We start from the raw sequence: 22979 nt of genomic DNA on the forward strand, positions 1-22979 counted from the left end.
ATGGACGCGGAAAATAGCGTCGAAGCATGGAGATCACGACCACCGACCTCGGGCTCGCCGCCCGCGTCCAGCACCTGAAGAAGACCTACGGCTCCGGTGAGGGCACCGTGCACGCCCTCGACGACGTGAGCGTCGGGATCCGCCGCGCGCAGTTCACCGCCATCATGGGCCCGTCGGGCTCGGGAAAGTCCACGCTCATGCACATCATGGCGGGGCTCGACAGCCCGAGCCAGGGACGAGCCTGGATCGGCGACACCGAGATCACCGGTCTCGGCGACCTCGAGCTCACGATCCTCCGCCGACGGCGCGTGGGGTTCATCTTCCAGGCGTTCAATCTCGTGCCGACCCTCGATGCGCTGGGCAACATCATGCTGCCGTTCGAGCTCGACGGACGCCGTCCGAGCGCGATCGAACGGGCACGCATCGACGGCCTCATCGACTCCCTCGGACTCGGCGCACGTCTGAACCATCGGCCGCACCAGCTGTCGGGCGGGCAGCAGCAGCGCGTGGCGATCGCCCGGGCGCTCGCCACCGCGCCCGACCTCGTGTTCGCCGACGAGCCGACCGGCAACCTCGACTCGCAGACGGGTCGCGAGGTGCTGCGCCTGCTCGCGTCTGCGAGCCGAGAGCACGGCCAGTCGATCGCGATGGTCACGCATGACGCGATCGCCGCGAGTCACGCCGACCGGGTGCTGTACCTCGGCGACGGCCGCATCGTCGCCGACCACCCTCGGCAGACCGCCGAGCAGATCTCCGCGTACATGCTCGCCGCGGAGGTGGCGGCATGACCGCCGTCGCCACGGTCGTCCCCGAGACCGCCGCCACCGGTCCGCGCCTCGCGTGGCTCCGCGACCGGGGCATGGGGGCGAGCATCCTCGTGGCCGCCCTGTCGGCGGCGTTCGGCGTGATCCTCGTCGAGGTCACGGCGTACATCGGCGCGGTGCTGCAGGCCGATCCGCTCATCGGCGACAGCGGCACCCTCGCCTTCATCGTGGGGATGCTGTCGATCCTGCTGACCGCGGTCGCGATGTATGTCGCCGCGATCGTCACGGCCAACACGTTCGCGACGATCATCGCCGGACGCACCCGGCAGATCGCTCTGATGCGCCTCATCGGCGCGACCGCGCGCTCGCAGCGCGCGCAGGTCGGCAGGCAGGGCTTCCTCGTCGGCGTGCTCGGAGCGGGGATCGGGCTGCTCGCGGGACTGCTGCTGGCGGTGGTCGGCGTGCAGATCGGGTCCCAGCTCCTCGACAACGACCCGACCGGGTTCTCGCTCGCGCAGCCGTTCATCGTGCTGCCGGTCGTCGGCGTCGCCCTCACCACCTGGGCCGCGGCGTGGGCCGGGTCGCGTCGGGTGCTCTCGGTCACCCCGCTGCAGGCTCTCGGCGGCTCGGTCGAGCGCACGCACGACGAGGTGTCCGGGAAGCCGGCGCGGCACATCGGCTCCTGGATCCTGCTGATCTCGGGAGCGGTGCTGCTCCTCGGCGGCGTCGTGATCGGTCTGGTGAGTCCGCTCGGGGTCGTCGTGGCGTTCGTCGGCGGCATCCTCTCGTTCACCGGACTCGTCCTCGGGTCGGTGATGTTCATGCCGCCGGTGCTGCGCCTGGTCGGGCGGATGTTCGGGTCGAGTGCGACCGCCCGTCTCGCGGCGGAGAACGCGCTGCGGTATCCGGAGCGGTCGTCGCGCATGGCGATCGGCGTTGTCATGGGCGTGACGCTGGTGACGATGTTCGCGGTCGCGCTGGAGTCGGCGAAGCGGCTCATGATGAGCCAGGTGACCGGAGAGATCCCGGAGGAGTTCTTCGCGCCGTTCGACGCGTTCGCCGCGATCATGATGGTGCTCGTGGCGGTCTCGGCGGTGATCGCGGCCGTCGGACTCGTCAACCTCCTCACGATCGGCGTGGTGCAGCGTCGCCGCGAGCTCGGACTCCTGCGGTCGATCGGACTGTCGAACGCCCAGGTGCGGACGATGGTGCTCCTCGAGGCGACGCACATCACGGTCACCGCGACCCTGACCGGGCTCGTCCTGGGCGTCGTCTACGGCTGGATCGCCGCGCAGTCGCTGCTCGGCTCCGTGCCGACCCTGCCGGACTTCACGCCGGCCGGACTCGTGGCGCCGCAGATCCCGTGGATCCCGGTGGCGATCATCGTCGTGGCCACCGCCGTGCTCACTCTCGTCGCCGCCGCGACGCCCACCCGACTGGCGACACGAGTGGCCCCGGTCGAGGCGCTCGCCGCCGACTGACGCCTCTAGGCTGGACGGATGTCGTCGCCGTTCGATCAGTCCACGTATCAGGTCCGTCTCGACTGGGGGACCGCGGGCCTCGCCCGTCTGGCCCCGGCCGACATCGTCGTGGTCGTCGACGTGCTGCGGTTCTCCTCGACGGTGGCGGATGCCGTCGCCGGCGGCCACGAGATCGACCTGTCCGACGCGGTGGAGTGGTCGACCAACGGCGCAGCCGTGGCGGCGGCCGCGAGTGCCGACGCCACGGTGCTCGTCGGCGGCATCCGCAACGCCTCCGCGGTGGCCCGGGCCGTGCAGACGGTGCAGGAGCGCCGGCAGGAGCGGACCTCGGTCGCCGTCATCGCGGCGGGGGAGTGGGACGAGGCGGGGCGTCCCCGGTTCGCGGTCGAGGATCACCTCGGCGCGGGAGCGATCATCGCGGCGCTCACGGATCTGGGCATCGACCACACGGCACCGGACGCGGCGGTCGCGGCAGAGGGGTTCCGCGCGCTGCGGCGGGCCCTCCGTCATCTGCTGAGCGCGAGCGGCTCGGCCCGCGAGCTCGAGGTCGGGGTGCCGTCGACCGAGCGGATGGCGGCATCCGGTGTGGTGCCGACCGCGCCGGGGGATGCGGCCGTGCTCGACGCGGTCGACGTCGTGCCGGTGCTGCGCGACGGGCTGTTCACGCGTTTCGAGTGAGCGGCCGCGCCTCCGACGGGAGGACTTCTCGGCGATGGGAGGAGCCTCCGCGTCGCGTCCTCCGCCCGTCGGGGTGATCTCCGCCCCGGGCCGCGGGGCGCGCGCGGCCTCAGCGGTCGACACGTAGGGTCGTGGCATGAGGTTCCTCCCCGCAGTCATCGTCGACGCCCTCTTCGTGCTGATCTTCGCCGCGATCGGTCGCGCGTCGCATCAGGAGGACCCGGCGGGATTCCTGCTGACGGCCTGGCCGTTCCTGGTCGCTCTGGTGATCGGGCACCTCGCGGCCGCACTGCTGCCGGGCAGGCCCCGCCGACCGTGGTCCCTGATGTGGGGTGCGGTCGTGTGGGTGGTGACGGTCGCGGGCGGGATGCTCGTGCGCGTCCTCGCCGGCGACACCGCGGAGGTGCCGTTCATCATCGTCGCGACGATCGTGCTCGGCGTCTTCCTCGTCGGCTGGCGCGGGATCGCGGCGCTCGTGCGGCGCGTCCGCGGCTCTCAGCCCACGGGTGACGCGGCCGTGGCCGACGACCCCGCCGAGCCGATCGACTGACCGGCTCTCGGAGGAGCATCGCGGTCAGCGCGGCATCTGGGCGGACAGGCGTGCGTCGGTCGTGATCTCGCGGCGCGTCCAGGAGAACACGTGCCGAGGGTCGAACGTGCGCGAGCACCGCGCGCACGAGGTCGCTCTCGTCGGGCGACGGTGGCGATACGTGACGTGTCCGGCCGGGCAGCGGCCGACCCACGGGGCGAGCTCGACGGCGGTCTCGCCGCGGTGCGTGGTGCCGCCGACGTAGCCGAGGTCGCGTGCGACGCCCTTCCAGGCCGGGCCGTGCGCCGCGGTGTGCCCGGCGAGGGCATGCGCGACCTCGTGCAGAAGCACCTGATGGATCTCGTCGTCCTCGAAGCGGGCGGCGAGATACCGCGACACGGTGATGCGCTTCTTCGTGTAATCGCACAGTCCGGCACGGCGCTTGGCGTTGTCGAAGCCGAAGGACCAGCTGTCATCCAGATGCAGCCTGATCAGTGCCTCGCCCCAGATGCGCACACGGTCAAGTTCGGCCATGCGCCCAGGGTAAGCCATGCCGCGGACATCGGGGCCGAGGCCTGCTCAGCCCGCGACGAGCTGCGTGGAGCGGCGCCGCTCGGCCGCCTCGATCGCGAGCAGCGCGGTCTCCAGATCGCGATCCTCCGCGCCGGACTCCCGCCGCAGGAACAGCGAGCGCTTGAAGCTCTCGCGAGCCGTCTCGTAGTCTTCCGCGTCATAGGCGTTCTTGCCGTGGTGGTGATGCGCGAACGCCGCGATCGACACCCAGCGCTGACCCTCCGCCTCATCGGCGCAGGTCGCCAGCTCCTGCTCGGCGGCGGCGTACGCGCCCCGGTACTGGAGGATCGTCGCGTGCAGCACCCGCGCACGCAGCACGTCCTTCCGGGTGCCCGCCATGCGCGCCTGCCGCACCGTCTCGTCCGCCAGTCGCAGTGCCTCGTCGAGCCGATCGAGCACCTTCAGCAGCCACACGCGCTCGAGCAGCGCGGGGAGGCTGCGCTGCGATTCGATCTCCGCGAGGCGCACCGCGCACTCGTCGAGATCGACCAGCTCGCGGAGGGTCTCCTGGTCGTATCCCTGGATCAAACTCATTGCTCTCCTTCCGCAGCGTCCCCGTTCAGTCTGCCTGGCGGTCGCGCGCTCCCCGGGGCGGCGCGCCCCGCACGTCGGCATCCGCTCTCCGGGATGTCCTTCTCGAGCACGATCTGCGGAGCCTGTCCCGATTCGCGGGCGTTCCGGGCGAGAACATCCGCAGATCGTGCCACCATCCGCAGATCGGGACGCCGCCGATCCACGCGGCGGCAGCGGTGGGGGCTCAGCGCAGGAAGAGCGACGCGTCAGGGCGCGGGGATGCCACGGCGTCGGCATCCGTGACCACGCGCGCGCCCTGCACGAAGGCGTCGACTTCGGCGCCCTGAGCGATCTTCGCGGGATGCGGACCGGCCGCCAGCATCCGCGGAAGCCACTCGGTCGGGAGCGGAGCAGCGGATGCCGCGATCACGAGGTTCCCGAATCGCCGCCCCTTCAGCACCTGCGTGTCGGCGAGGATGCCGATCTCGGGGAGCACCTCGGCGATCGTGGCGGCCTGACGCCGGGCGAACGCGAGGCCCGGCCCGTCCGCGACGTTCACCAGCAGCACGCCGGCCGGAGCGAGGAGTGCGGCGAGCTCGCGGTAGAACTCGATGCTGGTGAGGTGCGCAGGCGTCTGCGCGCCGGAGTAGACATCGGAGACGACGAGGTCGCAGTTCCCCTGCAGGGCGGCGGGGAGTCGGCGGACCCCTTCCCGTGCGTCGCCGATGCGGATGCGGATGCCGGCGCCCTTCGGGAGAGGCAGATGCTCTCGGACGAGCTGCGCGAGCGGCGCCTCGAGCTCGATCACCTGCTGTCGCGAACCGGGACGCGTGGCATCGATGTAGCGGGGGATCGTCAGCGCTCCCGCGCCGAGGTGCACCGCAGTGAGAGGGCCGGGAGGCAGCTGATCGATCACCGCGCCCATGCGCACGATGTACTCGAAGTGCAGGTGGGTGGGGTCGTCCAGATCGACATGCGACTGCGGAGTCTCGTCGACGACGAGCTCGAATCCGGTGGTGAAATCGCTCGGCACGATGCGGGCGATTCCGCCGTGATCGAGGCGGGCCTGGGGGTGCTCGGTGTCCCGCGTTCGCATCCGTCCCATGCGCACGAGCCTACGCCCGGGCGCTGCGGGTCAGTTCTGCCTGCCGTTCGCGCAGGTCTCCTGATCCGCGGTCTGGCCCGAGACGCTCGGGGCGAGCGGGGCGCGGGTGGCCGGGGCGTCGGTCGAGGGTGTCTCGCCCTCCGGAGTCTCCTCCTCGGTCCCGGGCGCCGGATCCACCAGCTCGACGCCCTCATTGGTCGTCACGTCGCCCGTGATCTGCACGGCCTGTCCGGCGCGCAGCGCGGCCCAGATCGTCTCGGCCGCGTCGTAGTCGGGCACTCGTCTGTCCTCGTCATCCGGGTCCACGAACACCGGATACTGCAGGAACGCGAAGTCCGAGAAGGGCACGTCCTTGACCGAGAGGGCCAGCTGGGCCAGGCGGATCGGGTTGGAGAGCTCATCGCTCGGCTCGATGTTGTCGACCACGGTGTTGGCGAGGCCGAGCAGCTTCGCCGGGTCGGTGAGGACCTCGTCGCTCATGATCTTCTGGACCAGTCGCGACATGTACTGCTGCTGGTTGGAGATGCGGGCGAGATCGCTGCCGTCCCCGACACCGTGTCGCGTGCGGATGAACTGCAGCGCCTCGATGCCGGACACCGAGCGCATGCCGGCGGGCCAGTCGATGCCGGTCTGCTCGTCGCGGATGCCTTCGCCGCCGATGCAGACCTCGACGCCCCCGATCGCATCGGTGACCTCCATCACGCCGTCGAAACCGATCTTGGCCGCGAAGGGGATCTCGATGCCGGTCAGATCGGTGACGCTCTTCGCGACGCAGGAGAGGCCGGCGCGCTGGTAGATCTCGTTGATGGCGGAGTAGTCGGTGGCCGAGGCGACCGATCCATCCGCCAGGGTGCACTCCGGCGTCGACATCATGAGGTCGCGGGGGAAGGACACGACGGTGACGTTCCGCGGCTCGGCGGAGACATGCACGAGCAGGTTGACGTCGTTGAGCACGCCCCCGTCCGCTTCCGAGCAGCGCTCGCCGAGCAGGCCGGTCGAGACCTCGCCGCACTCGTCGGTGCCGATGATGAGCATGCTGAACTCACCGGGGTAGGCGTCGATCGTCGGCGGCTCGACCTCGGGGGCATCCTCCAGGGTCACGGCGCCGTCGCCCATGCGGTTGACGAGGTCCACGACGACGAATGCGACGACGGCGAGCGCCGACGTGAGGACGATCGCCAGCACGATGCCGGTGATCTTCAGGAACCGCGGGGCGGCGCCGCGTGTGCGCGTGTCCGCGTGGCGAGCGGCGGTGGATCGGTCGTCGTCTCGGGAGCGTCTGGGCATCCGGTGAGCATACCCACGGCAGTGCACGACCAGCCGAGAAGGTGCAGGGAAGCCCGATGTTACGGGCGCGTGACGATTGTGAGAGTAACTTGCAGCGAATTAGTTAGTCGTGGATACTTTTTCCTATCCGGTGAGCACCCGATGCCCGCCAGGAGAAATTTCGAAGAGGAGATCCCCTGATGCACAAGCGCATTCTTCCGGTCGTGGCGCTGGGCGCCGCGGCCACGCTCGGCCTGGCGGCCTGCGCCGGCGGTGCCACCGAGAGCGGCACCGACGGAAAGGGCCAGGAGCTCACCGTCTGGATCATGAAGGGCACCAACCCCGACGCGACCGCCTTCTACGACAAGGTCTCCGAGGCCTTCGAAGAGGAGACCGGCGCGACGGTGACGATCGAGGAGATCCAGTGGGCCGACGCCCACGATCGCTTCGTGACCTCCATCGCCGGCGGCACCACCCCCGACATCGCCGAGACCGGCACCACCTGGACGGCCGAGTTCGCCGACGCCGGCGCGCTCGAGCCGCTCGACGAGTACGTCGACGCGGAGAAGGGTCTGCGCGACGACCTCGTCGAGGGTCTCGCGGTCGCCGGCACCTACGACGACGCGCTCTACGGCATGCCGTGGTACGCGGGCGTCCGCTCGATCGTCTACCGCACCGACGTGTTCGAGGAGCTCGGTCTCGAGGCTCCGAAGACGTGGGACGACATCGTCACCGCAGGCGAGGCCATCAAGGCCGCGAAGCCCGAGATGCTCCCGTTCCCCGTCGCCGGCGACGCCGAGTTCCAGGTCTACCCCTGGGTCTGGGGCGCAGGCGGAGAGATCGCCACGCAGGACGGCGGCGAGTGGACCAGCGAGCTCGACAGCAAGGAGTCGCAGGCCGGCATCGAGTTCTACACGGGCCTCGCGACGCAGCACGGCTTCTCGTCGGCCGGTGCCACCACCTGGAAGGAGACCGACCTCCGCGACGCGTTCACGCAGGGCAACGTCGCCATGATGCTCTCGGGCTCGTGGACCCCGAAGGCGCTCATCGAGGCGAACCCCGACCTCGAGGGCAAGATCGGCGCGGCGGTCATCCCCGGCGAAGACGGCGGCATCGCTCCGTCCGTGCTCGGCGGGTCGCACCTCTCCGTGTTCAACACCACGAAGAACGCCGACCTCGCGTGGGAGTTCGTCAAGCTCATGACCACCGGCGAGTTCGCCGAGCAGTGGTCCAACGAGACCGGCTACTTCCCGGGCGTCCAGTCCGCCATGGAGGAGGCCCTGGCCTCGACCGACCCGCTCGTCGCGCCGTTCGCCGAGCAGATGGTCGACGGCGGAGCATCCGTCCCGGTCACGCCGAACTTCGGAGCCGTCCAGGCGAAGAAGACGACCAACGCCATGATCCAGGCCATCCTCAGCGGGCAGAAGGACGTCGCGACCGCGACGAAGGACGCCGCCGCCGAGATGACCGAACTGCTCAACCAGTAAGGAAGCATCCCTTCCATGTCGATGGTGCAAGCGCCACTGCCGACCACGAAGGCGGAGTCCACCTCCGCCTCCGTGGTCGGCGGCCGGCCGAAGCGGGGCGTCTCGCTCCTCAAGGCCCGCCCCTGGCTCCTCCTCGCCCCCGGGCTGATCATCCTCGCGGTGCTCATGCTCTGGCCGCTCGTCCAGGTCGTCATCTACTCTCTGCAGGACTACGGCCTGCGCGAGATCAACACGGGCGAGAACAACTGGATCGGCCTCGAGAACTACGCCGAGGCGCTCACCAACCCGACGCTCTGGACGGTGGTGCTGCCGAACACGGTCGGCTTCGCGGCCGTCGCCGTCTTCGTCACCGTGGCGGTCGGCACGCTCGTCGCCCTGCTGCTCGCCCGCCTCGGCACCACGTGGCGCGTCATCGTGTCGAGCTGCATCATGGTCGCGTGGGCGATGCCCGCCGTGACCGGCACCTATGTCTGGACCTTCATCTTCGATGCCGACCGCGGCATCTTCAACACCGTGCTCAAGGACCTGGGTCTCATGGACGGCTCGGTCAACTGGTTCACGAACCAGTGGTCGTTCTATGCCATCGTTCTCCTCAACGTCGTGCACCACGGATTCCCGTTCGTCGCCATCACGGTGCTCGCCGGTCTCCTCGGCGTCTCGAAGGAGATGCTCGAGGCGGCGGCCCTCGACGGCGCCGGCGCCTGGCGCCGCTTCTGGAAGATCATCTTCCCGACGCTCAAGCCGGTGTTCTCGGTCGTGATCATCCTGTCGACCATCTGGGACTTCAAGGTGTTCGCGCAGGTCTATCTGATGCCCGGCGGCAGCGGAGGCAACCGCTCCGTGCTCAACCTCGGCGTCTGGTCGTATGTCGAGTCGTTCGGCCAGAACCGCTACGGCTTCGGCGCCGCTCTCGCGGTGCTGCTGACGCTCGTCCTGATCGGCATCACGATCGTCTACATCCGCTCCCTCATGAAGGAGGACGAGCTGTGAATCCCCGCGCTTCGCTCCGGTCCCGCATCGGACTCGGCATCGCGGTCGCCGCGGTCCTGATCTTCACGCTGTTCCCGGTCTACTGGATGGTGTCGAGCGCCTTCGACAAGAAGGCGTCCAGCGGTGGGCAGTCGCTGCTCCCGCAGGAGTTCACGTTCGACAACTTCGCGTTCGTGCTCAACGAGGGCGGCTTCGGAACCTTCCTGCGAAACTCCGCGATCGTCGCGCTCGTGACGGTCCTCGTCAGCGCCCTCGTCTGCCTGCTGGCGGCGGTCGCCGTCGCGCGCTTCCGCTTCAAGTTCCGCACCACCGTCCTCATGATGATCCTCGTCGTGCAGATGGTGCCGCTCGAGGCCCTCGTGATCCCGCTGTTCCTCCAGGTGAAGAGCCTCGGACTGCTGAACAGCATCCTCGGCCTGATGATCGTCTACATCGCCCTGTCGCTCGCGTTCGGCATCTGGATGCTGCGCGGCTTCGTCGCCGCCGTCCCCGTCGAGCTCGAGGAGGCCGCGTACATCGACGGTGCGAGCTGGTGGCGCATGTTCCGCTCGATCCTGCTGCCGCTGGTCATGCCCGGCCTCGTCGCGACCAGCATCTTCAGCTTCATCACGGCCTGGAACGAGTTCATCTTCGCGATGACGATCCTCGGCGCCGAGACCGACCAGTACACCGTCTCGATCGGCCTGAAGTCGTTCTTCGGACTGTTCTCGAACGACTGGGGCAGCATCATGGCCGCCTCGACGATCATCACGGTTCCTGTCATGATCTTCTTCGTGATCGTTCAGCGCCGCCTCGCCTCCGGCATGGTCGCGGGAGCGGTGAAGGGATGAGCATCGAACTCGAACGTCTCGCCAACGGTGTGCTCTGGCCCGGGTTCCTCGGGACGGAGGCGCCGTCCTGGCTCCTCGACGAGCTGCGCGACGGTCTCGCCGGAGTGGTCTACTTCGGGCAGAACGTCGGCGACGGGCTCGCGCACCTGAGCGACGAGATCCTCGCCGCGAACCCCGATGCCCTGATCGGCATCGACGAGGAGGGCGGAAGCGTCACCCGGCTGGAGTCCGCCTCCGGCTCGACCGTCCCCGGCGCCGCGCAGCTGGGCCTGCTCGACGATCTCGTCGCCACCGAGCGGACCGGCGCCGAGCTCGCTCGGCGCGTGCGTGCCGTCGGCGCGAACGTGATCCTCGGGCCGGTCGCCGACGTCAACACCGACCCCAGCAATCCGGTCATCGGCGTGCGCGCGTTCGGGGCCGATGAGGACCTGGTGTCCCGGCACGTCGTCGCGACGGTCGACGGCATCCAGGACGGCGCGGTCGCCGCGTGCGTCAAGCACTTCCCGGGTCACGGCGACACGCACGTCGACTCGCATCATGCGCTGCCCGAGATCTCCCTCGACATCGAGGAGTTCGAGCGCGTGCACCTGGAGCCCTTCCGTGCCGCGATCGACGCCGGAGTGGATGCCGTCATGACGGCGCACATCGTCGTCCCCGCCTGGGGCGAGGCGCCGGCGACCCTGAATCCCCGAGTCCTGGGGATGCTGCGCGAGTGGGGCTTCGACGGCGTGATCATCACCGATGCGCTCGACATGGCCGCCATCCGCGAGACCGTCGGCATCGGAGGCGGGGCGGCTCTCGCGCTCGCCGCCGGCGCGGACCTCCTCTGCATCGGCAATCCGACCAACCCCGGCGCCGCCGCGTTCCCCGACCAGGACCGACGCGACTTCCTCGCCGCCCGCGACGGGATCGTCGACGCCCTGCGCGACGGATCGCTCTCACGGGAGCGGGTCGAAGAGGCCGCTCGGCGGGTCGCCGTGCTCGCTGCACGGCTCCGGATCGCCGCGGACGGGCAGCACGAGACGACCGAGGAGTTCGACGCGGCCGAGATCGTCCGTCGCGTCGTCTCGTTCACAGGTGACGCCCCGGCGGCGGCATCCGGACTCGCGGTGATCGACGCGCGGCGCCGATCGTCGCTGGCGGTCGACAGCGCCGCGGGCTACGTCTCCAACGCGCTCGCCGCGGACGGCTTCCGCGTGCGGCTCGACGTCGCGAGCAATCCGGTGGCCGAGCAGGACCGAGTCCTCGACGAGGCCGCCACGGCGGCCGGGACCACCGTGGTCCTGATCGATCGGCCCGACGCGGATGCCGCGCAGCGCGCGCTCGTGGAACGTGCGGCGGTCCGCGACCCGCAGGCGGTCGTCGTGAACGTCGGCCTGCCCGCTCGGCATCCGCTGCCTCTGCCGACCGTCGAGGTCGCGGCGGCCAGTCGACTCGGCGCCCAGGTCGCGAGGGAGACCCTGCTGGGTCGCTCCACCCCGCCCGAGAGGGTTGACGCCGCCGGCTGAGGCGGGATCCGCCGATGGACGCCGACGTTCTCGCACTGGTGCGACGCTCGCTGCCGAAGCTGAGCGCGGCCGAGGCGCGCGTCGCGGAGACCATCCTGGGCGACCCGACGCTCGTGATCGACCTCGCGATCAACGATCTCGCGAAGCTCTGCCGCACGTCGCTGTCGACGGTCGCGCGCTTCGCGCAGACGCTCGGCTACAGCGGGTATCGCGAGCTGCGGGTCGCCGTCGCGCGCACCGTCACTCTCGCGCAGGCTCAGCAGGCGCGGTTCGGGCTCGACAGCACGACGATCGACCCCGAGGACGAGCCTCCCGCCATCGCCGCGAAGCTCGCCGCGATGGAGATCGACGCGATCGAGAAGACCGCGCTGGCGATCGACGCGGCCGGAATCGATCGCGTCGCGAGGGCCGTGGTGGCGGCCCGGCACATCGACCTCTTCGGGCAGGCCGCCTCGTCCCTGACCGCGCAGGACCTGCAGTTGAAGCTGTCCCGCATCGGCTGCTCGGTGTCGCATTCGCCCGACCCGCATCTCGCCGTGACGACGGCGTCGCTGCGTACGAGCGACGACGTGGCCATCGCGTTCTCCCACGGCGGGGAGACCCTGGAGACGGTGCGGGCCCTCGAGGTCGCGCGAGACGCGGGCGCGCTCGTCGTCGCCGTCACGAGCGTGGCCGACTCGACCCTCGCCCAGGTCGCCGACGTGGTGCTGCTCACCCATGCGCACGAGTCGCCGTTCCGGATGGCGGCGATGTCGAGCCGCATCGCCCAGCTCGCGCTCGTCGATGTGCTGTTCGTACGGGTGGTGCAGCACCGCGGCGAGCCCGTCGCCGTGTCTCTCCAGCTCACGCACGACGCGGCCGCCGCGCGCCGCCGTCGCTGACAGATCCCGGGCGTCGAGCGAGGAGCGTCGGCGACGAGACGAGACGTGCCCCGTCTCGGTCGTTGAGCGAGGAGCGCCAGCGACGAGACGAAACGTTCCCACCCGCGACGGCGGGTCAGTCGACGTGGTCGCGGGTGCTGGCGAGAGCGCGCGTGGCGATGCGGTGGCCTCGCGCGAGGCTCCCCGCGAGCGAGAGACCGGTCAGCACTCCGGCGAGGAAGCCGGCGGCGAAGGCGTCTCCGGCACCGATGGTCTCCACGACCGGTACCTCCAGTGCGGAGCTCTCGGCGCGTTCGGCGCCGTCGAACGCCACCGCGCCGTTCGCATCCGTGACCAGGAGGTACCGGGGCTGCGGGAACAGTGCGCGCAGCCGATCCGGATCGCCGGCCCCGAACACGGCCTCGGCGTCGGGGCGCGAGCAGAACACGACATCGGACCGGCGGGCGAACTCGCTGATCAGCGCCCTGCCCTCCTCCTCGCGGGCGCGCCACAGCGCCGGACGCCAGTTCACGTCGAAGCTGAGCAGTCGATCGGGGCGACGATCCGCGAACAGCGACTCCTGCGCGGCACGGGCCGACGGCGAGAGGGCCGGGGTGATCCCGGACGTGTGCACGAGCGCCGCCTCGGCGAGGAGAGCGGATGCCGCGGGCGATTCCAGCGTCTGGGGCGACAGGTCTGCCGCGGCGGACCCCGCGCGGTAGTAGTGCATCGTCCCGTCCACGGCGCCGTCGGGTCGAGGCGCGAGCTCTTTCACGTAGAGTCCGGTCGGAGCATCCGGATCGATCTCCACCGCGGAGTCGTCGACGCCGTGTCGGCGCAGCTCCGCCGTCAGGAATCGCCCGAACCCGTCATCGCCCACGCGTGAGACCACAGCGGTGCGGATGCCGGCCGATGCCAGCGCGATCGCGGTGTTCCACTCCGCGCCCGCGAGCGAGCGGTGGAAGGTGCGGTTGTCCTCGAGCGGGGCCGCGAGGGCGGGGACGAGGGAGACCATGCCCTCACCGAAGCAGACGACGAGAGGGGAGGAGTCGGGCACGATGTGGACACTACCGGATGACACCCAGTCGCGAGATGTCGATACCGGATCGCAACATGCGGGTGTTTGGTATCTGAGAATTCACTGGGTAGCGTCGAGGAATCACCGTGTCCGGGGCGAAGAGGCCCCGGAACGTGCAGAAGCGCCCTACAGGGAAGGTCACAGAATGCACCACACAGTCACACGTCGGCGAGGTCTCATCGCCGTCACCGGAGCAGCGCTCGCCGCTCTCGTCCTGGCGGGATGCGTCGCCAGCGAGCGGGGAGACGACGGTGGAGAAGGATCCGGAGATGTCGACGGCACGTTCGTCTTCGCGGCATCGTCCGATCCGGCCAGCCTCGACCCCGCGTTCGCTCAGGACGGCGAGACCTTCCGCGTCTCCCGCCAGATCTTCGAGGGCCTCGTGGGCACGGAGCCCGGCACCGCAGACCCCGCACCGCTCCTCGCCGAGTCGTGGGAGTCGTCCGAGGACGGCATGTCCCACACCTTCACCCTCAAGGAGGGCGTGACCTTCCACGACGGCACGCCGTTCAACGCCGAGGCCGTGTGCTTCAACTTCGACCGCTGGTACAACTGGACCGGTCTGGCCGCGTCCGAGGCGTTCGGGTACTACTACAACAAGCTCTTCAAGGGCTATTCGTCCAACCCCGAGGAAGCGGTCTACAAGTCCTGCACCCCGGACGGCGAGGGCAAGGTCACGATCGAGCTGAACAAGCCGTTCGCCGGCTTCGTCGCCTCGCTGTCGCTGCCGTCGTTCGGCATGCAGAGCCCGTCGGCGCTCGCCGAGTTCGGTGCAGACGAGGTCGGCGGCTCGGCCGAGGCCCCGCAGCTCTCCGAGTACGCCATGGGGCACCCGGTCGGGACCGGCCCCTACCAGTTCGACGAGTGGGCGCCGGGTGAGCAGGTCACCCTGAAGGCCTATGGCGACTACTGGGGCGACGCCGGGCAGGTCGACGAGATCATCTTCCGCACCATCGACGACCCGACCGCCCGCCGCCAGGCGCTGGAGTCCGGTTCGATCGACGGCTACGACCTCGTCGGCCCCGCCGACACCAAGGCACTCGAGGACGACGGCTTCACCATGGTGTCGCGCCCGCCGTTCACGATCCTGTACCTGGCGTTCAACCAGGCCGTGCCGGCGCTCCAGGACCCCAAGGTCCGTGAGGCGCTGTCGTACGCGATCGACAAGGATGCGCTGATCAGCCAGGTCCTCCCCGAGGGCACCAAGAAGGCGATCGAGTTCGTTCCCGAGGTCGTCAACGGCTACAACCCCGACGTCACGACCTACGAGTTCGACCCGGAGAAGGCCAAGTCGCTTCTCGCCGAGGCGGGCTACACCGAGGCCAACCCGCTGATGCTGGACTTCAACTACCCGGTCAACGTGTCGCGCCCCTATATGCCGGACCCCGAGCAGATCTTCACCGTGCTGTCCTCGCAGCTCGCCGAGGTCGGCGTCGAGACCACCCCGGTCTCGGAGGAGTGGGTCGAGTACCTCGACCGCACCACCGGAACGCCGGACCACGGCATCCACCTGCTCGGCTGGACCGGTGACTACAACGACACCGACAACTTCGTCGGCGTCTTCTTCGGTCAGGAGAGCTCCGAGTGGGGCTTCAACAACCCGGAGCTGTTCCAGAAGCTGGCCGAGGCACGCGGTGTCTCCAGCCTCGACGAGCAGACCCCGCTCTACGAGCAGATCAACGAGGATGTCGCGCAGTTCATCCCCGGTGTCCCGCTCGCGCACCCGGCGCCGACCCTGGCGTTCGACCCGCGCGTGAAGAGCTACCCGGCCAGCCCCGTGAACGACGAGGTCTTCACCGACATCGTCCTCACCAAGTAGGTCTGACCATCTGAGGAGCCGTGTTCCGGTTCTCGCGCATCGCGAGAACCGGAACACGGCGTACCTTCCGATCATCGGAGATCTCTTTGCTGCGCACCATCGGCAGGCGACTGCTGTTCCTCATCCCCACCCTGTTCGGGCTCAGCATCCTGCTGTTCGCCTGGGTCAGGGCCCTCCCCGGCGGCCCCGCCGTCGCTCTTCTCGGTGAGAAGGCGACTCCCGACGCCATCGCCAGAGTCAACGAGCTCTACGGCTTCGACAGGCCGCTGCTCGAGCAGTACTTCATCTGGATCGGACGCCTCCTCCAGGGAGACTTCGGCACGTCGATCCAGACCAACCGTCCCGTGGTGGAGGAGTTCTTCCGCCGCTTCCCTGCGACGCTCGAGCTGAGCGTCATGGCGCTCATCTTCGCCGTCGGCGTCGGCATCCCGCTCGGCTACTGGGCCGCGCGCCGTCACGGGAAGCTCACGGACCACGCGTCCGTCGTGCTGAGCCTCGTCGGCATCACCATCCCGGTGTTCTTCCTGGCCTTCATCCTGAAGTACGTCTTCGCGGTGCAGCTGGGCTGGCTGCCGTCCGACGGCAGGCAGGATCCGCGAATAGACGCCACCCATCCCACGGGCTTCTACGTGTGGGACGGCCTCATCACCGGCGAGTTCGACGCGTCCTGGGATGCGATCCTGCATCTCATCCTGCCGGCGCTCGCTCTCGGCACGATCCCGCTCGCCATCATCGTCCGCATCACCAGGGCCAGCGTCCTGGAGGTGCAGAACGCGGACTACGTGCGCACCGGTCGGGCGAAGGGCGTGGGGTCGTCGACGCTGCGCAGCCGCTTCATCCTGCGCAACGCGATGCTCCCGGTGATCACCACGATCGGCCTCCAGACCGGTCTGCTCATCTCGGGCGCGGTGCTCACCGAGACCGTGTTCGCCTTCCCCGGGATCGGCTCGTTCCTCGCGAGAGCGATCTTCACGCGGGACTTCCCCGTGCTCCAGGGATTCATCATCTTCATCGCGATCGCGTACGCGCTGATCAACCTGGCGGTGGATGTCTCCTACAGCTTCATCGATCCGAGAGTGAGAGTGCAGTGATGTCCCTCACCATCGTCCGCACGGAGGCCGCATCATGAGCGTCGCACTCCCACCCGCACAGGGACCGTCGGCGGAGAGCGGCGGCGTCATCGACACCGTCGCGATCGCCCAGGCCGGTCTCAAGGACGGATCCGGAGGGTTCTGGCGCGACGTCTTCCGCCGACTCCGCCGCAACCCGACGGCGTGGATCGGCGCGGCCATCGTGCTCGCCTTCCTGCTCGTCTCGGCACTCGCACCCCTGCTCGCTCCCTATCCGGAGACGGCGCTGCCCGGTGCGAAGTTCATCACCCCGACGCACATCCCCGGTCCCGGTGAGCTGCCGGAGTTCCCGCTCGGTCTCGACCGCTTCGGCGGTGATGTGCTCTCGAAGCTCATCTGGGGAGCGCAGGCATCGCTTCTGGTCGGCGTGATCTCCACGGCCCTCGGCCTGGTGGGCGGCATGGTGCTCGGCCTGCTCGCCGGCACGTTCGGGGGATGGGTCGACACCGTCATCATGCGCGTCGTCGACATCATCCTGTCGGTGCCGAACCTGCTGCTGGCCGTGTCGATCGCGGCCATCCTCGGTCAGACGCCGTTCGCGGTGATGATCGCCATCGGAGCGTCCCAGGTGCCGATCTTCGCGCGCCTGCTGCGCGCCTCGATGCTGCAGCAGCGGTCGAGCGACTACGTGCTGTCCGCGCAGACGCTGGGACTCGGCCGCGGACAGATCACCATGTCGCACGTGCTGCCGAACGCCATCGGCCCGGTCATCGTGCAGGGCACCCTGACGCTGGCCACCGCCGTCATCGACGCGGCCGCGCTGTCGTTCCTCGGTCTCGGCGGCGGTCGCCCCGAGACGGCGGAGTGGGGCCGCATGCTCACCTACGCGCAGGCGGAGCTCGCGATCGCACCATGGCTGGCGTTCCTGCCCGGTATCTGCATCGCGGTCACCGCGCTCGGCTTCACCCTGCTGGGTGAGGCGCTGCGCGAGGCGATGGATCCCCGGACGAGGGCGCGATGAACGCCGCGAAGGAGAATCAGATGTCGACCGCACCGCTGCTGTCGGTCCAGGGCCTCGCCGTGGACTTCGCCACGATGGACGGCGTCGTGCACGCCGTCGAGGGAGTGGATCTCGAGATCGCCGCCGGCGAGACCGTGGCGATCGTGGGGGAGTCCGGCTCGGGCAAGTCCACGACCGCGATGGCCATCATCGGGCTGCTGGCCGGCGGCGGGAAGGTCGCCTCGGGCAGCATCCGTCTCGACGGCAGGGAGATCGCGCACGCGCCGGAGAACGAGCTGCGGATGATCCGCGGTCGTGACATCGGTCTCGTGCCGCAGGATCCGATGTCGAACCTGAACCCGGTCGCGAAGATCGGGACGCAGGTGGCGGAGACGCTGCTCGCCCACGGTCTCGCCAACCGGCAGAACGTGCAGGAGAAGGTCGTCGAGGCGCTCACCGCCGCGGGGCTGCCCGACCCGGAGCGTCGTGCGAAGCAGTATCCGCACGAGTTCTCCGGCGGCATGCGCCAGCGAGCGCTCATCGCGATCGGCCTGGCGTGCAAGCCGCGTCTGCTGATCGCGGACGAGCCCACCAGCGCGCTCGACGTCACCGTGCAGCACACGATCCTCGACCAGATCGGCGCGATGACGCGAGAGCTCGGAACGGCGGTCCTGCTCATCACGCACGACCTGGGTCTCGCCGCCGAGCGCGCCGAGCGGGTCGTCGTGATGCACCGCGGCAAGGTCGTGGAGCAGGGCCCTGCGCGGCAGATCCTCGAGGCTCCGCAGCATCCGTACACCCAATCCCTCGTGGCGGCGGCGCCGTCGGTCGCGGCCGCGCGCCTGCGGCCGGAGGCGTTCCACGTCGAGGAGCGGACGGAGGCTGCGGACGAAGCCGAGGCGGCGAAGCCGAAGGACAACATCGTCGAGATCGAGAACCTCACCAAGGTCTACCCGGTGAGGGGTCGCGGCGAGGACTTCGTGGCCGTCGACGACGTATCGCTCGCGATCCCGCGCGGCGAGACGGTCGCGATCGTGGGGGAGTCCGGTTCGGGCAAGACGACGACCGCGCGGATGCTGCTGAAGGTGATCGAGCCCACGAGCGGGCTGATCCGCTACGAGGGCAAGGACATCTCGTCGCTGAGCCGGGCGGAGACGAAGAACTTCCGCCAGCAGGTGCAGCCGATCTTCCAGGATCCGTACTCGAGCCTGAACCCGATGTTCACGATCGAGCGCCTGATCGCGGAGCCGCTGGACTTCTACAAGAGGGGGAGCGGTGCCGACCGGCGCAAGCGCGTGCGACAGCTCCTCGACGATGTGGCCCTGCCGCAGTCGATGCTGCGCCGCTACCCGTCGGAGCTCTCCGGCGGGCAGCGACAGCGGGTCGCGATCGCGCGGGCGCTCGCGCTCTCGCCGGATCTGATCGTGTGCGACGAGCCGGTCTCCGCGCTGGACGTGCTCGTGCAGGACCAGATCCTGAAGCTGCTCGGCGAGCTGCAGCGGGAGTACGGCCTGAGCTACCTGTTCATCTCGCACGACCTCGCGGTGGTGCGACTGATCAGCGACTACGTGTGCGTGATGAAGGACGGCAAGCTCGTGGAGGCGGCCTCCTCGGAGGAGATCTTCACGAACCCGCGCGACCCGTACACGCGCAAGCTGCTGGCTTCGATCCCCGGCAACGAGCTGAACATCGCGTCCTGACCGGCCGATCTCGGATGCTTTTACCGCAGCTTCCGAGATTGGTCAAGGACTGAGCTTGCCATGTCGCAGAATCACACGTATAGTTGGTAGTTGCGCTCGCTTCTCCCTGCCCTCATATGGTGGTCGGCATTCGTTGAGTCTTTGAGCGCACACTCCACCTGACGACAAAGGAATCGAGAAGCCCTGCGGGGCTCACGGAGGTTATTCCCTTGGCTGCTGCTCGCAACGCATCCACATCCACCACCACCAAGAACGGACGCGGAGCATCCCGTCTTTCGTTCGCCAAGATCTCCGACACCCTGACGGTCCCTGACCTTCTGGCTCTGCAGACCGAGTCCTTCGGCTGGCTCGTCGGCAACGACGCCTGGAAGGCGCGCGTGGCCGAGGCCAAGAAGGCCGGCCGCACCGACGTCAACGAGAACTCGGGTCTGGGCGAGATCTTCGAGGAGATCTCTCCCATCGAGGACCTCGGCGAGACGATGCAGCTGTCGTTCACGAACCCGTACCTCGAGCCGGAGAAGTACTCGATCGACGAGTGCAAGGAGCGTGGCAAGACCTACGCCGCTCCGCTGTACGTCGAGGCCGAGTTCATGAACCACCTCACCGGTGAGATCAAGACCCAGACGGTCTTCATGGGCGACTTCCCGCTCCAGACCGACAAGGGCACGTTCATCATCAACGGCTCCGAGCGCGTCGTCGTCTCGCAGCTCGTGCGCTCGCCGGGTGTCTACTTCGACAAGACCCCCGACAAGACGTCCGATAAGGACATCGTGTCGGCGCGCGTCATCCCGAGCCGTGGCGCATGGCTCGAGTTCGAGATCGACAAGCGCGACCAGGTCGGCGTGCGCGTCGACCGCAAGCGCAAGCAGTCGGTCACCGTCTTCCTCAAGGCGCTCGGCATGACGAGCGAGGAGATCCTCGCGGAGTTCGCCGGCTACACCTCGATCGAGGAGACGCTCGCGAAGGACACGATCGTCACCAAGGAAGATGCGCTCCGCGACATCTACCGCAAGCTCCGTCCGGGCGAGCAGGTCGCCGCCGAGGCCGCCCGCGCGCTGCTGGACAACTTCTACTTCAACCCGAAGCGCTACGACCTGGCGAAGGTCGGTCGTTACAAGATCAACCACAAGCTCGGTCTCGACCAGCCGCTGAACTCCTCGGTCCTGACCGTCGAGGACATCGTGGCCACGATCAAGTACCTCGTGCGTCTGCACGCCGGTACCGAGGAGACCTTCACGGGCATCCGCGGTGGCAAGAAGGCCGAGATCCGTCTCGCGACCGACGACATCGACAACTTCGGCAACCGTCGCATCCGCGCGGTCGGCGAGCTGATCCAGAACCAGGTCCGCACCGGTCTGTCCCGCATGGAGCGCGTCGTCCGCGAGCGCATGACCACGCAGGACATCGAGGCGATCACGCCGCAGACCCTGATCAACGTGCGCCCCGTCGTCGCCGCGATCAAGGAGTTCTTCGGAACGTCGCAGCTGTCGCAGTTCATGGATCAGAACAACCCGCTCGCGGGTCTGACCAACAAGCGTCGTCTCTCCGCGCTCGGTCCCGGTGGTCTGAGCCGTGACCGCGCCGGTGTCGAGGTGCGTGACGTCCACCCGTCGCACTACGGCCGCATGTGCCCGATCGAGACGCCGGAAGGCCCGAACATCGGTCTGATCGGTGCGCTCGCGACCTTCGCGCGCATCAACTCGTTCGGCTTCATCGAGACCCCGTACCGCAAGGTCGAGGGTGGCGTCGTCACCGAGCACATCGACTACCTGACGGCTTCCGAAGAGGTCGACTTCAACATCGCGCAGGCCAACGCCCCGCTCGATGCCAAGGGTCGCTTCCGCGAGAGCCACGTCCTGGCCCGCCCCAAGGGCGGCAGCGGCGAGGTCGACCTGTTCCTGCCCGAGGAGATCGGCTACATCGACGTCTCCCCGCGCCAGATGGTGTCGGTCGCGACCTCGCTCGTGCCGTTCCTCGAGCACGACGACGCACAGCGCGCCCTCATGGGTGCCAACATGCAGCGTCAGGCTGTGCCGCTGCTCCGCAGCGACTCGCCGCTCGTCGGAACCGGTATGGAGGGCTACACGGCCATCGACGCCGGTGACGTGCTCACCGCCGACAAGGCCGGTGTCGTCTCCGAGGTCTCCGCGGACCGCGTCGTCGTCATGCTCGACGAGGGCGGCACGCAGGAGTACCACCTGCGCAAGTTCGACCGCTCCAACCAGGGCACGTCGTACAACCAGAAGGTCGTCGTCTCCGCCGGCGAGCGCGTCGAGGTCGGAGAGGTCATCGCCGATGGCCCGGCGACCGAGAACGGCGAGCTGGCCCTCGGGAAGAACCTCCTCGTTGCCTTCATGACGTGGGAGGGCTACAACTTCGAGGACGCGATCATCCTCAGCCAGGACCTCGTGAAGGACGACACCCTCTCCTCGATCCACATCGAGGAGTACGAGGTCGACGCCCGCGACACGAAGCTCGGCAAGGAGGAGATCACCCGTGACCTCCCCAACGTCAGCCCTGAGCTGCTGAAGGACCTCGACGAGCGCGGCATCATCCGCATCGGCGCCGAGGTCCGCCCCGGCGACATCCTCGTCGGCAAGGTCACGCCGAAGGGCGAGACCGAGCTGTCGGCCGAGGAGCGCCTGCTCCGCGCGATCTTCAACGAGAAGAGCCGCGAGGTCCGTGACACCTCCCTGAAGGTGCCCCACGGCGAGCAGGGCACGATCATCGCCGTCAAGGAGTTCAACGCCGAGGACGGCGACGACGAGCTCGGCTCCGGCGTGAACCGCCGCGTCGTGGTCTACATCGCCCAGAAGCGCAAGATCACCGAGGGCGACAAGCTCGCCGGCCGTCACGGCAACAAGGGTGTCATCGCGAAGATCCTCCCGATCGAGGACATGCCGTTCCTTTCGGACGGCACCCCGGTCGACATCGTGCTGAACCCGCTCGGCATCCCGGGTCGAATGAACTTCGGCCAGGTCCTGGAGACCCACCTCGGGTGGATCGCCAATCAGGGCTGGAAGGTCGAAGGCACTCCGGAGTGGGCCGCACGGCTCCCGAAGGACGCGTTCGAGGCCGCCCCCGGCACGAAGGTCGCGACCCCGGTGTTCGACGGTGCGAGCGAGGAGGAGATCGCCGGTCTCCTCGACGCGACGCTCCCGACGCGCGACGGTGTCCGCCTGATCGACTCCACCGGCAAGACGCAGCTGTTCGACGGCCGCTCGGGTGAGCCGTTCCCGGCTCCGATCTCGGTGGGCTACATGTACATCCTGAAGCTGCACCACCTGGTCGACGACAAGATCCACGCACGTTCCACGGGTCCGTACTCGATGATCACCCAGCAGCCGCTCGGTGGTAAGGCGCAGTTCGGTGGACAGCGCTTCGGTGAGATGGAGGTGTGGGCCCTCGAGGCCTACGGCGCCGCATACGCGCTCCAGGAGCTCCTCACGATCAAGTCCGACGACATCCTCGGCCGCGTCAAGGTGTACGAGGCGATCGTCAAGGGCGAGAACATCCAGGAGCCGGGCATCCCCGAGTCGTTCAAGGTGCTCATGAAGGAGATGCAGTCGCTCTGCCTGAACGTCGAGGTCCTCTCGGCCGACGGCACGCTGGTCAACCTCCGCGACACCGATGACGAGGCCTTCCGCGCAGCGGAGGAGCTCGGGATCAACATCTCCAGCCGCTTCGAGGCCGCCTCGATCGACGAGATCTAATCCGCAGGCAAGCTC

At 68.8% G+C, this 22979-nt stretch carries 19 protein-coding genes; 14 read left to right on the forward strand and 5 right to left on the reverse strand.

Annotated elements, in window-relative coordinates; all coding sequences use genetic code 11:
* The first annotated feature begins 26 nt into the window (after nt 1–26).
* The 4 genes from DC434_RS06540 (at nt 27) to DC434_RS06555 (ending at nt 3473) form a co-directional block, all read left to right on the forward strand.
* The gene (locus DC434_RS06540) at nt 27–788 is read left to right on the forward strand and encodes an ABC transporter ATP-binding protein (protein WP_116634471.1); all 762 of its coding nucleotides are present in this window, start codon (nt 27–29) and stop codon (nt 786–788) included.
* The gene (locus DC434_RS06545; RefSeq protein ID WP_116634472.1) at nt 785–2245 is read left to right on the forward strand and encodes an FtsX-like permease family protein; all 1461 of its coding nucleotides are present in this window, start codon (nt 785–787) and stop codon (nt 2243–2245) included. Before DC434_RS06540 ends, DC434_RS06545 begins: the two co-directional genes overlap by 4 nt.
* 18 nt (nt 2246–2263) lie before the next feature.
* Nucleotides 2264–2923 carry a 2-phosphosulfolactate phosphatase gene (locus DC434_RS06550; protein WP_116634473.1) on the forward strand — a complete coding sequence of 220 codons (660 nt, stop codon included), beginning with the start codon at nt 2264–2266 and terminating at the stop codon, nt 2921–2923.
* A 136-nt stretch (nt 2924–3059) separates the two neighbouring features.
* Nucleotides 3060–3473, forward strand: coding sequence for a DUF3054 domain-containing protein (locus tag DC434_RS06555; protein ID WP_116634474.1), 414 nt, complete (start codon nt 3060–3062; stop codon nt 3471–3473).
* Nucleotides 3474–3497: 24 nt separating this feature from the next.
* Here DC434_RS06555 and DC434_RS06560 read toward each other — a convergent pair whose 3' ends face one another.
* From DC434_RS06560 to DC434_RS06575, 4 genes are all read right to left on the reverse strand, one after another.
* Entirely contained in the window at nt 3498–3986 is a 489-nt protein-coding gene (locus tag DC434_RS06560) for a SprT-like domain-containing protein (RefSeq protein ID WP_116634475.1), read from the reverse strand.
* Nucleotides 3987–4031: 45 nt separating this feature from the next.
* Complete coding sequence (locus DC434_RS06565; RefSeq protein ID WP_116634476.1) at nt 4032–4559, reverse strand: hypothetical protein; 528 nt, start codon at nt 4557–4559, stop codon at nt 4032–4034.
* A gap of 223 nt (nt 4560–4782) precedes the next feature.
* The gene (locus DC434_RS06570; protein ID WP_116634477.1) at nt 4783–5643 is read right to left on the reverse strand and encodes a fused MFS/spermidine synthase; all 861 of its coding nucleotides are present in this window, start codon (nt 5641–5643) and stop codon (nt 4783–4785) included.
* Between the two features lie 30 nt (nt 5644–5673).
* Nucleotides 5674–6930 (reverse strand): LCP family protein, encoded by a 1257-nt coding sequence (locus DC434_RS06575; RefSeq protein ID WP_116634478.1) that lies wholly within the window; start codon nt 6928–6930, stop codon nt 5674–5676.
* 179 nt (nt 6931–7109) lie between these two features.
* Between DC434_RS06575 and DC434_RS06580 the strand changes: the two genes are divergently transcribed.
* The 5 genes from DC434_RS06580 to DC434_RS06600 are packed head-to-tail and all read left to right on the forward strand — an operon-like array spanning nt 7110 to nt 12605.
* The gene (locus DC434_RS06580; protein WP_116634479.1) at nt 7110–8396 is read left to right on the forward strand and encodes a sugar ABC transporter substrate-binding protein; all 1287 of its coding nucleotides are present in this window, start codon (nt 7110–7112) and stop codon (nt 8394–8396) included.
* Nucleotides 8397–8411: 15 nt separating this feature from the next.
* Nucleotides 8412–9386 carry a sugar ABC transporter permease gene (locus DC434_RS06585; RefSeq protein WP_116634480.1) on the forward strand — a complete coding sequence of 325 codons (975 nt, stop codon included), beginning with the start codon at nt 8412–8414 and terminating at the stop codon, nt 9384–9386.
* Complete coding sequence (locus DC434_RS06590) at nt 9383–10216, forward strand: carbohydrate ABC transporter permease (RefSeq protein ID WP_116634481.1); 834 nt, start codon at nt 9383–9385, stop codon at nt 10214–10216. The genes DC434_RS06585 and DC434_RS06590 overlap by 4 nt, the downstream gene beginning before the upstream one ends.
* Nucleotides 10213–11724 (forward strand): glycoside hydrolase family 3 N-terminal domain-containing protein, encoded by a 1512-nt coding sequence (locus DC434_RS06595; protein ID WP_116634482.1) that lies wholly within the window; start codon nt 10213–10215, stop codon nt 11722–11724. Before DC434_RS06590 ends, DC434_RS06595 begins: the two co-directional genes overlap by 4 nt.
* 14 nt (nt 11725–11738) lie before the next feature.
* Entirely contained in the window at nt 11739–12605 is an 867-nt protein-coding gene (locus DC434_RS06600) for a MurR/RpiR family transcriptional regulator (RefSeq protein WP_116634483.1), read from the forward strand.
* A 115-nt stretch (nt 12606–12720) separates the two neighbouring features.
* On the opposite strand, the gene DC434_RS06605 is transcribed toward DC434_RS06600, so the two are convergent.
* Nucleotides 12721–13641, reverse strand: a complete 921-nt coding sequence (locus DC434_RS06605; protein ID WP_116634484.1) for a sugar kinase — start codon at nt 13639–13641, stop codon at nt 12721–12723.
* Between the two features lie 166 nt (nt 13642–13807).
* Between DC434_RS06605 and DC434_RS06610 the strand changes: the two genes are divergently transcribed.
* The 5 genes from DC434_RS06610 (at nt 13808) to DC434_RS06630 (ending at nt 22964) form a co-directional block, all read left to right on the forward strand.
* Entirely contained in the window at nt 13808–15481 is a 1674-nt protein-coding gene (locus DC434_RS06610) for an ABC transporter substrate-binding protein (RefSeq protein ID WP_116634485.1), read from the forward strand.
* Between the two features lie 86 nt (nt 15482–15567).
* On the forward strand, nt 15568–16572 hold the full coding sequence (locus DC434_RS06615; protein WP_116634769.1) for an ABC transporter permease: 1005 nt from the start codon (nt 15568–15570) through the stop codon (nt 16570–16572).
* A 34-nt stretch (nt 16573–16606) separates the two neighbouring features.
* The gene (locus DC434_RS06620) at nt 16607–17572 is read left to right on the forward strand and encodes an ABC transporter permease (protein WP_116634486.1); all 966 of its coding nucleotides are present in this window, start codon (nt 16607–16609) and stop codon (nt 17570–17572) included.
* 20 nt (nt 17573–17592) lie between these two features.
* On the forward strand, nt 17593–19251 hold the full coding sequence (locus DC434_RS06625; protein ID WP_116634770.1) for an ABC transporter ATP-binding protein: 1659 nt from the start codon (nt 17593–17595) through the stop codon (nt 19249–19251).
* Between the two features lie 209 nt (nt 19252–19460).
* Nucleotides 19461–22964 (forward strand): DNA-directed RNA polymerase subunit beta, encoded by a 3504-nt coding sequence (locus DC434_RS06630; RefSeq protein WP_116634487.1) that lies wholly within the window; start codon nt 19461–19463, stop codon nt 22962–22964.
* The last annotated feature ends 15 nt before the right edge of the window (nt 22965–22979 follow it).

Origin of the sequence: Microbacterium sp. TPD7012, from assembly GCF_003075395.1 — a bacterium.
Classification (GTDB): Bacteria; Actinomycetota; Actinomycetes; order Actinomycetales; family Microbacteriaceae; genus Microbacterium.

What these genes read in the sequence shown, in the direction of transcription:
- DC434_RS06580 (WP_116634479.1), top strand. Translation starts at nt 7,110, where the DNA reads ATGCACAAGCGCATTCTTCCGGTCGTGGCGCTGGGCGCCGCGGCCACG.
- DC434_RS06565 (WP_116634476.1), bottom strand. Translation starts at nt 4,559, where the DNA reads ATGAGTTTGATCCAGGGATACGACCAGGAGACCCTCCGCGAGCTGGTC.
- DC434_RS06550 (WP_116634473.1), top strand. Translation starts at nt 2,264, where the DNA reads ATGTCGTCGCCGTTCGATCAGTCCACGTATCAGGTCCGTCTCGACTGG.
- DC434_RS06620 (WP_116634486.1), top strand. Translation starts at nt 16,607, where the DNA reads ATGAGCGTCGCACTCCCACCCGCACAGGGACCGTCGGCGGAGAGCGGC.
- DC434_RS06595 (WP_116634482.1), top strand. Translation starts at nt 10,213, where the DNA reads ATGAGCATCGAACTCGAACGTCTCGCCAACGGTGTGCTCTGGCCCGGG.
- DC434_RS06540 (WP_116634471.1), top strand. Translation starts at nt 27, where the DNA reads ATGGAGATCACGACCACCGACCTCGGGCTCGCCGCCCGCGTCCAGCAC.
- DC434_RS06600 (WP_116634483.1), top strand. Translation starts at nt 11,739, where the DNA reads ATGGACGCCGACGTTCTCGCACTGGTGCGACGCTCGCTGCCGAAGCTG.
- DC434_RS06545 (WP_116634472.1), top strand. Translation starts at nt 785, where the DNA reads ATGACCGCCGTCGCCACGGTCGTCCCCGAGACCGCCGCCACCGGTCCG.
- DC434_RS06610 (WP_116634485.1), top strand. Translation starts at nt 13,808, where the DNA reads ATGCACCACACAGTCACACGTCGGCGAGGTCTCATCGCCGTCACCGGA.
- DC434_RS06585 (WP_116634480.1), top strand. Translation starts at nt 8,412, where the DNA reads ATGTCGATGGTGCAAGCGCCACTGCCGACCACGAAGGCGGAGTCCACC.
- DC434_RS06570 (WP_116634477.1), bottom strand. Translation starts at nt 5,643, where the DNA reads ATGGGACGGATGCGAACGCGGGACACCGAGCACCCCCAGGCCCGCCTC.
- DC434_RS06625 (WP_116634770.1), top strand. Translation starts at nt 17,593, where the DNA reads ATGTCGACCGCACCGCTGCTGTCGGTCCAGGGCCTCGCCGTGGACTTC.
- DC434_RS06560 (WP_116634475.1), bottom strand. Translation starts at nt 3,986, where the DNA reads ATGGCCGAACTTGACCGTGTGCGCATCTGGGGCGAGGCACTGATCAGG.
- DC434_RS06575 (WP_116634478.1), bottom strand. Translation starts at nt 6,930, where the DNA reads ATGCCCAGACGCTCCCGAGACGACGACCGATCCACCGCCGCTCGCCAC.
- DC434_RS06555 (WP_116634474.1), top strand. Translation starts at nt 3,060, where the DNA reads ATGAGGTTCCTCCCCGCAGTCATCGTCGACGCCCTCTTCGTGCTGATC.